This is a genomic window from Psychrobacter sp. Ps2 (assembly GCF_022129405.1).
Lineage (GTDB): Bacteria > Pseudomonadota > Gammaproteobacteria > Pseudomonadales > Moraxellaceae > Psychrobacter.
In genome coordinates, this window is record NZ_JADQAM010000061.1 from 601,981 (window position 1) to 612,035 (window position 10,055).

At 45.0% G+C, this 10,055-nt stretch carries 7 protein-coding genes; 2 read left to right on the top strand and 5 right to left on the bottom strand.

Going from position 1 to position 10,055, the window contains the following annotated elements; genetic code table 11:
- Positions 1–6: 6 nt before the first annotated feature.
- From nuoF to ndhC, 5 genes are all read right to left on the bottom strand, one after another.
- Complete coding sequence (gene nuoF / locus I3254_RS14125) at positions 7–1,431, bottom strand: NADH-quinone oxidoreductase subunit NuoF (RefSeq protein WP_238053285.1); 1,425 nt, start codon at positions 1,429–1,431, stop codon at positions 7–9.
- Positions 1,428–1,937, bottom strand: a complete 510-nt coding sequence (gene nuoE, locus I3254_RS14130) for an NADH-quinone oxidoreductase subunit NuoE (RefSeq protein ID WP_057758927.1) — start codon at positions 1,935–1,937, stop codon at positions 1,428–1,430. Before nuoE ends, nuoF begins: the two co-directional genes overlap by 4 nt.
- A gap of 146 nt (positions 1,938–2,083) precedes the next feature.
- Entirely contained in the window at positions 2,084–3,859 is a 1,776-nt protein-coding gene (gene nuoC, locus I3254_RS14135; protein WP_238053286.1) for an NADH-quinone oxidoreductase subunit C/D, read from the bottom strand.
- A 170-nt stretch (positions 3,860–4,029) separates the two neighbouring features.
- Positions 4,030–4,698 carry an NADH-quinone oxidoreductase subunit B gene (locus I3254_RS14140; protein ID WP_010198893.1) on the bottom strand — a complete coding sequence of 223 codons (669 nt, stop codon included), beginning with the start codon at positions 4,696–4,698 and terminating at the stop codon, positions 4,030–4,032.
- A 215-nt stretch (positions 4,699–4,913) separates the two neighbouring features.
- A complete protein-coding gene (gene ndhC, locus I3254_RS14145) occupies positions 4,914–5,534 on the bottom strand; it encodes an NADH-quinone oxidoreductase subunit A (RefSeq protein ID WP_238053287.1) in 621 nt (206 codons plus the stop codon).
- An 845-nt stretch (positions 5,535–6,379) separates the two neighbouring features.
- On the opposite strand from ndhC, the gene I3254_RS14150 reads away from it, so the two are divergent.
- Both I3254_RS14150 and mgtE read left to right on the top strand, forming a co-directional pair.
- Positions 6,380–8,413 carry a UvrD-helicase domain-containing protein gene (locus I3254_RS14150; protein WP_114700718.1) on the top strand — a complete coding sequence of 678 codons (2,034 nt, stop codon included), beginning with the start codon at positions 6,380–6,382 and terminating at the stop codon, positions 8,411–8,413.
- 150 nt (positions 8,414–8,563) lie between these two features.
- A complete protein-coding gene (gene mgtE / locus I3254_RS14155) occupies positions 8,564–9,967 on the top strand; it encodes a magnesium transporter (RefSeq protein WP_101206268.1) in 1,404 nt (467 codons plus the stop codon).
- Positions 9,968–10,055 lie beyond the last annotated feature (88 nt).

Sequence of the window (10,055 nt, forward strand, 5' to 3'; positions counted from 1 at the left end):
CTCTCCTTATTTCACTACTGGCTGTTGGTTGGCTGCAGCATCAATAACATCGACACCAACCGCCTGCGCGATTTTTTGATCAAACTCTGGACGGAAATATTTAATCGCACTCATTAGTGGTTCCATCGCACCTGGGGCATGCGCACAGAACGTTTTACCAATCCATAAATCACGCGTCAGGCCTTCTAGTTTTTCTACATCGCCCACTTGCCCTTCACCATCATTGATGGCGGTAAGCAGCTTGACACCCCACGGTAGACCATCACGGCATGGTGTACACCAACCACATGACTCGCGCTGAAAGAAAATCTCAAGGTTACGTAGTAATGGCACCATGTCTTGTGATTCATCGACGACCATAATCAGACCAGTACCCATACGGCTACCAGCGTTTTGAATGGTGTCAAAATCCACCACCACATCCAAATGTTCTGCGGTCAAAAAGTCAGTCGAGGCGCCGCCCGGTAGCCAAGCTTTCAGTGTTTTACCATCTTTCATACCACCCGCTAAATCTTCAATGATTTCGCGAGCTGTATAACCAAATGGTAATTCCCAAAGGCCTGGATCATTAACCAATCCTGAGCAACCGAATAGTTTGGTTCCTGGCGTTTTACTTTTGCCTTTAATTTCAGATAACGACTGATACCATTCAACGCCATGATTCAAAATCGCTGGCATATTGCATAGAGTTTCAACGTTATTAACAACGGTTGGACGACCCCATGCACCAGAGATTTGTGGAAATGGCGGCTTAGTACGTGGGTTAGCACGGCGGCCTTCTAGACAGTTAATTAACGCTGTTTCTTCACCGCAGATATAACGTCCAGCGCCCGTATGCACATGCAGGTTAAAACTAAAATCTGAGCCCAGAATGTTGTTACCCATGAGATTGTTGGCCAAGCACTCTTCGATAGCAGCGACCAAACGCTCAGCGGCCAAGATATACTCACCACGGATAAAGATATAACCGTCAGTGGCGCCAATCGCATGAGCGGTAATTAGCATACCTTCGATCAGCTGAAACGGTAGACGCTCCATGAGCAGACGGTCTTTAAACGTGCCCGGCTCCATTTCATCCGCATTACAGATGAGGTAGCGCGGCAAACCGTCCGGCGGCGACATAAACGACCATTTAAGACCAGCGTTAAAACCTGCACCGCCGCGACCTCGAACATTGGCCGCTTTAATCATATTGCCGACGTCTTTAGGCGACTTAGATAGTGCTTCTTTTAGACCTGTAAAGCCTTTTAGAGATTCATAAGTGGCTAAATCAAGCACCGCATCATGATGGGCTAAACGCCAAGTCAAAGGCTTGGTTTCGCTAGTGGCTGTCGCTTTATCACCATAGATTGGAACACGCTGTGCATTTAGCTGGCTTGGCGCTTGACCTTGACCGCGACGAGCAATTTGCTCTGAAATCGTTAAACTCATGCGTATAGCTCCAATAATTGCGCGACCTCAGATGGCTGGACAGGGCCGTAAGTGTCTTCATCAATCAGTACCGCTGGTCCCTTATCACAGTTGCCCAAGCAGCAAATTGGCAATAGGGTAAAACGTCCATCAGCAGTAGTCTGACCATACTCAATACCCAGCTGTGATCTAATCTCAGCTGACAGCGCCTCATAACCTGTCAAATAACAAGCCACAGAGTCACATATGAGAATCACATGGCGACCGACAGGTTGGCGATAAATACGGTTAAAGAAAGTCGCAACCCCATCCATATCTGACATCGGAATGTCTAGGATGTTGGCAATGGCATTTGCTTGCGCATCATCGACCCAGCCGTTACGCTTTTGCACGATTTTTAGCGCATCTAGCGAGGCGGCACGCGCCTGTGGGTAATGGTGCATAAACTCATGAATGGCAGCAATTTCATCACTGGTGAGAATGCTTTCCACATCTACTTTTGGCATTTTGTCGGAAACAATTTTCATAATCTTCTGTCTTTCCTCACTCATCCTGCTCTATCACAAGCCAATATCAGTCTGCTTAAAACTGTAGTTATATTGACGAGTGACAGCATTTTGGTGTGCCATCAGGCAATAATATATTGATGAACAAATACTTTTGAAGCACGGCTCTAACGATCACAATCCGCCATCACAATATCGATCGATGCCAAATACATAATGGCATCAGAAACCAGCGAGCCATTAATAACCGATGGCATCTGCTGCAAATGCGCAAATGTCGGCGTACGGATACGGGTACGATAGCTCATCGTGGCCTTGTCTGAGGTAATGTAATAACTGTTCAGACCTTTGGTCGCCTCAACGATCGTTGTACATTCGCCCGCTGGCATCACAGGACCCCAAGATACCGAGATAAAGTGGTTAATAAGCGTTTCGATATCATTCAATGTACGGTCTTTCGGCGGTGGTACGGCCAGCGGATGATCCGCTTTATAAGGGCCTTGCGGCATATTGTCCATACATTGACGAATAATACGCAATGACTGACGCATCTCTTCGACTTTTACCATACAACGATCATAAGCATCACCGTTGTAACCGACTGGCACTTCAAAATCGTAATTTTCATAGCCCATGTATGGACGCGCTTTACGCAGATCAAAGTCAACGCCTGTCGCACGCAGACCTGCACCCGTCACGCCCCAAGCCAATGCTTGCTTGGCATTGTACTGAGCAACACCTTGGGTACGGCCTTTGAGTACGCTGTTTTGCAATGCCGCTTTGACATATTCGTCCAAGCGTTTTGGCATCCAATCTAAGAACTCACGCACCAAACGCTGCCAACCACGTGGCAGATCAGCAGCCGTACCACCGATACGGAACCAAGCAGGATGCATACGATAGCCAGTCACGGCTTCGATCACGTCATAAGCTTTTTGGCGATCGGTAAACATATAGAATACCGGGGTCATACCGCCCGCATCCTGAATGAAGGTACCGACGAATAGTAAGTTATTGGTAATACGGAAAAACTCACTCATCATCACGCGGATGGTTTCAGCGCGCGGTGGAATCGTAATCCCTGCAAGCTTTTCAACCGACATGATGTACGGCAGCTCATTCATTACACCGCCAAGATAATCGATACGGTCGGTATAAGGAATAAATGAGTGCCATGTTTGACGCTCAGCCATTTTTTCTGCGCCGCGATGGTGATAGCCAATATCAGGGATACAATCGACAACTTCTTCGCCATCCAGCTGTAGCACCAAACGGAACGCACCGTGAGCAGAAGGATGGTTAGGACCGATGTTTAAGAACATAAAGTCTTCATCACGACCTGAACGCTTCATGCCCCACTCTTCTGGGACGAAACGCAGGTTTTCTTGCTCGTATTGTTGCTTGGCCGTATTCAAGAAATATGGGGTAAATTCCGTCGCACGCGCATGATATTCTTTACGCAGTGGATGACCTTCCCAGTATTTCGGTAATAAAATACGGGTCAAATGCGGATGACCTGTAAAGATGATACCGAACATGTCCCACACTTCACGCTCATACCAGTTAGCATTTGGCCAAATATTGGTGGCGCTTGGTACATTAACATCGTCTTCACTCAGCGCGACCTTAATACGTACATCACTATTACGCTCAAGCGACATTAGGTGATAAAACACCGTAAAGTCACTGTCAGGCAAACCCGCGCGATGCTGACGCAGACGCTCATCTATCGCTGACAAGTCAAATAGCATGACGTATGGCTGTGGCAATTTACGCAGGAATAAGAGAACATCGAGCAAATCCGCACGCGCAACCCAAACCGTTGGAATCTCATCCACAGTCTGCTGCACGACAAATTTACCAGCATACTTTTGCTCCAGCTCTGTGATGACTGCTGGGACGGGCTTGATCTTAGGATCTATGTTTTCGACTACCGTGACCATGAATGATGTATTCCTTCATTAATCATAACTGAACTATGTTAGTCATAACCGAACTATGTCAACCATAACTGAGCTATGTTAATCATAACCGAACTATGATAAGCGCATAAAATATTGAAACTGTTGCTATAAGTCTAAATGCTCTCTAACACTTAAATACTGTCTGTAACTTAAATGCTATCTGGGCTACGTAAGTTTTTGACCGCGATACGATCCGCTTGCTTACGGTCACGCTCAGGGGTCATTTGTGGCTTATAAATACCCTGCTCATTGACATGAATACCCAGCGGACGACGCTCTTTGGTAATAGATTCTTGTAGCAGCATCAAACCTTGAATCAACGCTTCTGGACGCGGCGGACAACCCGGTACATAGACATCGACGGGTATTATTTTATCCACGCCTTGCACGACAGAATAGATATCATACATACCGCCCGAGTTGGCACAAGCACCCATCGAGATGACCCATTTTGGCTCAAGCATTTGCTCATAGAGGCGCTGAATAACGGGGGCCATTTTGACGAAGCAAGTACCAGCGACGATCATCACATCGGCCTGACGCGGTGAAGCACGAATAACTTCTGCCCCAAAGCGTGACAAATCATGAACCGCGGTTAAAGTAGTGGCGTATTCGACGTAACAGCAAGACGTACCAAAGTTAAATGGCCATAATGAGTGCTTGCGCCCCCAGTTTGCTGTTGAATGGACGAGGTCTTCAAGACGACCCATAAAGACGTTTTTATTGACTTCGTCTTCGATAGGATCGTTGACTGTTTGACTGGTCTGTGCAGGATAGACATCTGCATCAGGGTTGGCTTTTGTTAATGTGTATTTCATAACATACAACCTTTATATTAGGCTCAGCGTGGCAATTATCTTGTCTTCACTAGCGCCATAACTTCTATTATTAATAAGTGGCCATTAATATAAATCGACTGCCATATTCTTTACAATCTTGTCGTTATCATATTGTTGCCACTAGCTTTGATCTTTATAACTTTTTATCAAACCTAGATATCAGTTTTAAAAGCCAATAACTATAAGCAAAATAGTTAGCGCTTATTATCCTGATGCGCAGACGTCGCAAAGTCCACAGAAGTAACATTACCTGTGGTATTAATATGATCGATATTTTGTAAATGACGACGATTGGTCTCAATATTGTTTGAGACATTAATCTGTCCTGAGGACTGCGCGGGTATCTTACCAGTCGGGTCGACCATCAGCTCATCGACACCATCAAACTTGGTGATGTCTGCTAAGTTAAAGCCAGCAGGCGCAGTATAGAGACGTACTTTTTTACGCAATTTGTCAGCAGGTGCCCAGTTTAGAGCCCCCAGACTTAAAGCGTATACCAGACCAATTAACAAATCAATGATAAAGGTCGCTGCCGCAATAAACCCCGCCCAGCCAGTTTCACGAACGGAAACAGCGTAAGCGTATAAGTACAGCGCTTCTAAGTCAAAAATAACGAAGAAGATGGCCACTAAATAGAATTTTGCAGACAAACGAATACGGGCGTTGCCAGATCCGACAACACCCGCTTCAAATACTTCTTCCTTTTGTGAGCCTTGAGAGCGACCGCCAAGTAAACGCGGTACGACCAGCATAAAGACAACTAGCCCAATGGCGGCTAAAATAAAAGCAATGGCTGACCAATTAAAAGCAGACATGATAATACGTGCTCCTCACCCAATCGAGTGTTAGACACAGCGCAAGCACTGACCCACTCAGGCCATGTTGCGACAGGTATAACGCAGACGAAAACACAAAGTGACTTTATTTAAAAAGTGACTTTATTTAAGTAATTGTCACTGCACTTCAGTAACTGTCACTGTGTTTAAGTAACTGTCATTGAGTCACATGTTAGGTATTTTGCTGGTAACAACCAATTATCAAGCTTATTGACGACGATGTCAGACGTGACCAACTGTAGAGATTCCGGTATTCGCGCGGATAAAGGCTGGTCGCCCAACGCATCTTCTAACAACGTAAGATCAACGTATTAAATCAATATCATATCTGACTGCTTACTTAATTGATTTAATAGCTCATTACACGTGGTCAACAATGACGTGACAACTGGCATAAATTATTTACGTACTATACGCATATCAGTGCCTAAAAGCTAGTTTTTAACTGTATTGAACGGTCACTTTCTGTGTAAAAAAAATGTGTTTTTTTTACTATGAATTATGATATAGACCTTACCTTATATTAACCCCAAATCCGTACTTTTGGCTACGAGCAAACACTGCCACGCTATTTGTCAAAAATCAAGTGTCCAAATACCCCACTTTCATCACCCAAGTCCTCCCCCAAAGTGGGCATTTTTGCTTTATAATGACCCACCAGATTTTTATGATATGCCATCATCAAACCTTAAATTCTATTATTCTTATAATAAAGATTATGAAAATATCGCAACGATACGAATTTTGATGATGCGCGCTGCGTTTATCTATCTTTTTCATATCAGCGCTACCTTCTTTTTTGCTTTTGTCTTACAGGTCACGTTATGAGTCAACTCAATCCCAAACAACAAGAAGCCATGCTCTACGTATCTGGTCCATTACTTGTACTTGCAGGTGCTGGCTCCGGCAAAACCTCTGTGATTACGCGTAAGATTGCTTACCTAATCCAAGAATGTGACATGCCAGCTGAGCGCATCACCGCCGTGACCTTTACCAATAAAGCAGCACGTGAGATGAAAGCGCGGGTAAGCAAATTGCTACCAAGCGAAAAAATGCGCGGGTTAACGGTATCGACCTTTCACCAATTTGGTCTACAGTTTTTGCGCTATGAGCTGATTCATACTCCACTAAAAGGCAATTTTTCTATCATGGACAGCGACGACAGTAAGCGCTTGCTGATGGAGTTGATGATGCGCGACAACTTGAGTGGCGCTGAAAGCCGCGAGTTGGTCGGTAAAGCCATCAAAATGATTTCGGATTGGAAAAATGATTTGGTCGAGCCCGATAAGGCGATGGAAACGCTAGACGATCCAGAAGACATGATTTTTGCCACGTTATATGCGCTTTATGAGCGTAACTTGCGTGCTTATAATGCCGTCGATTTTGATGACTTGATTGTCTTGCCAACCAAGATATTGCGTGAAAACAGAGAACTGCGAGACAAATGGCAAAACCGTATTCGTTATCTATTGGTCGATGAGTATCAAGATACCAATACCGCCCAGTATGAAATGATTAAATACTTGGTCGGTCCGCAAGGTCGCTTCACCGTGGTAGGTGATGATGACCAATCTATCTATGCGTGGCGCGGGGCGAAGCCTGAAAACATGGCCCTGCTAAAAGAAGATTTTCCAAAACTAAAAATCGTTATGCTTGAGCAAAACTATCGCTCAACCACGCGTATTTTGACCTCTGCCAACGCCGTTATTCTAAACAACGAGCATTTATTCGAGAAAAAACTGTGGTCAGATAAAGGTCAAGGCGAAAAAATCCGCATTATTAACTGCCGTAATGACGATGATGAATCCGAGCGCGTGGCCAAAGAAATCGTCACTCATAAGCTGCGTTTTGGTAATGAGTGGGAACAGTATGCGGTACTGTACCGCAGTAACTTTCAGGCACGTATGCTAGAGGCACAACTGCGCCAGTTGCAAGTACCTTATAAATTATCAGGCGGTCAGTCGTTCTTTGCGCGTAGTGAAATCAAAGACATCATGGGCTATCTACGCCTGATTTTGAACCCCGAAGATGACAGCGCATTTTTGCGTATTATCAATACACCTAAGCGCGGTATGGGACCCGCAACGCTAGAAAAACTTGGTTTATTTGCGCAAGAGCACAGCATATCGCTATTGGCTTCTTGTACCCATGCTGGCCTGACTCATGTATTGCCATCAAAGGCTTATGGTACGATAAAAGAGTTTGGTGAATTCATCGAGCACTATACGCGTGAGCTGGATCAACACCCAGACCCTGTGCCGATCGTACGCCAGATGATTGATGAGACAGGTTATATTGATTTCGTGCGTAGCGATGCCAAAACGCCGCAACAAGAAAAAAACCGTATTGATAATATCGATATGCTCTACACCAGTATTCAGTCCTTGATTAATCGCGCTGAAGAAGACGAAGATCGGACGATTGATACCATCATTCGTAAACTGGTTTTGCTTGATATGCTCGAGCAACAGCAAGAAGAAGAGAATACCAACAAAGTTAACTTGATGACCTTACATGCGGCAAAGGGCTTGGAGTTTGATTTTGTTTATATCATGGGGCTCGAGGAAGAGATGCTACCGCATCGCAACTCCATTATGAGTGAGACGGTCGAAGAAGAGCGCCGTCTGATGTACGTGGGTATTACTCGTGCACGTCGTGAACTAACATTGACGCTCGCGACCCAGCGCCGTGCTGGTGGTCAGATGCGCGTTACCTCAGAATCCAGATTTTTGGATGAGTTACCTGAGGATCATATTGATTGGCCTGCCAAAGCGAAAAAGAAAAAAGCGACCAAAGACCCCGAAGCCGTTGCTGATGAATATCTGGCCAATATTCGAGCGTTACTGGGTAAGCGTTAATCTTACTCAAAACATTTAAGCATCTGAGTAATAAACACTTAAGTAAAACGCTTGCAAGAACACGCTTTAGACTGTGCAAAAAACGATTGTTATAATCGTTATTGTTCTTTATATACTGTAAAAACTCGACTGTAAAAACTTGGAACACTTATGCCTACCCCGACGCCCAATCAGGAACGAACCGCCATGCTGTCAGGAGATTATAACTCGGCTGAATATAGTGCCGAATATAAGCTTCTGTATCTGCAGGGGTTGGTTGCTGATAAAGCATACGAGGCCATTACAGAGTTTTTGGAAAAGCAGTCCGAATATGAGATTGCCAACCTACTAGAATCCTTCCCGACTCAAAACCGTCTGTTGATTTGGGCGCAGGTGCCAGAGCATATCAAAGGTGAGGTACTTGCCGAACTAGATGTCGATACGCGCCAGCCGTTGATGGAGAATATTTCTTCTCAAGAAATCTCCTTGTTTACCCAAGACCTTGATGCTCAAGACATCTCTGAGATTTTGGATACCGTCACTGAGAGCGTACGTACCTCAGTCATGGCAACGCTGGACGAAGAGACGCGGGTCCAAGTCAATAAGCTTGATACTTATGCTGACTGGGAAGTGGGTAGCTATATGGATCCAGATATTATCCAGATAAGGGACGATATCTACCTAGCAGATGTACAAGAGTGGCTGCGTGAAAACGATGACCTGCTCGATGACGAGAGCCAAGAGCTGTTAGTTGTCGATCAAAGCCAGCAATTGCTAGGGCTACTGAGTCTAGTAGATTTAATTAAGCATAAACAGAATACATTAGTCTCGGAGCTGATTGATACTGCCATTACAATTAATGATCGCTTGGATATTCAAGATGCAGCCGCGATTTTTCGTTCAGAAGACATCCGCTTTGCCCCCGTCATCAATAGCCATGGCGAGCTGGTTGGTCAACTAAACGGTGAAGACATCATGGAGATTATCCAAGATGATGTCGACAGCACCATGAAAAACCTCGCTGGTGTTAGCCAAGATGAAGAGCTGTTTGCCCCCATCCTAACCAGTGCTAAAAGCCGTAGCGTTTGGCTAGGTATCAATTTATGTACTGCCCTTTTAGCCGCAGCAGTGATTGGACAGTTTGAAGAAGTATTGGCACAAGTCGTGGCGCTAGCGATATTGATGCCAGTGGTCGCCAGTATGGGCGGTATTGCTGGCTCGCAAACGCTGACGGTCGTTATCCGCGGGATGGCGATGGGTCAAATCGGTGGTTCCAACCGTGTCTGGCTGTTAAATAAAGAGCTGTGGGTGGGTGCGATAAACGGTATCATCTGGGCGATAATTATGGCGTTTATTGCTCAGTTATGGTTTCATGATATTAAGATCAGTGCCGTCATCGGTTTTGCCATTGCAATCAACATGACTGCAGCTAATGTCTCGGGTATCAGCATACCGCTGATGCTAAAACGGATGAATATCGACCCTGCTCTATCTGCTTCGGTTATCTTAACGACTGTCACGGATATCGTCGGCTTTATGTCCTTTTTAGGATTGGCCAGCGTGTTGATACTATAGCTGATTGCTAAATTGCTAAATTGCTAAATTGCTAAATTGCTAAATTGCTAAATTGCTAAATTGCTAAATTGCTAAATTGCTAAATTGC